This window comes from Erwinia sp. PME.40.26/001 (assembly GCF_055556675.1).
This window is the reverse complement of the sequence record NZ_JBVHNP010000077.1, coordinates 1-310: the sequence shown is the minus strand read 5'-3', so window position 1 is coordinate 310 and position 310 is coordinate 1. Positions and strand designations below refer to the sequence as shown.

At 69.7% G+C, this 310-nt stretch carries 1 protein-coding gene; it reads right to left on the bottom strand.

The annotated features are described in order from the left end of the window. Positions 1–196, bottom strand: a 196-nt coding sequence (locus ACZ3HG_RS23300) for an AtzH-like domain-containing protein (RefSeq protein ID WP_465334694.1), incomplete at its 3' end; no start/stop codon positions are given. Positions 197–310 lie beyond the last annotated feature (114 nt).

Genomic DNA, 310 nt, shown 5'->3' with positions numbered 1-310 from the left:
GGGGAACGCCACCGCGGAGAGCGCGGAACCCGCTGATCGCGTCGTGTCCCACGAGGAGCCCCGCCGTGTCACCGCGGAGCGTGTCGTCGCCGGGGGCGAAGAACGCGTCGAGCGCATCGAGGTCGTTCGCGACGATCGCCCGCTCGTACGCGTCGAACGCCTCCCGCAGATCGCCCGGGATCGTGGCATCCGTCACCGTCGGTCCCTCCTCGATGCGTCGCTGAAGGTTGAGTGTCCAAGACACGCGGATGCTCTGCGAGCGCGTCCGCGTGTCTTGGGCACTTAACCTAGAGGGACGCGCACCCCGCCG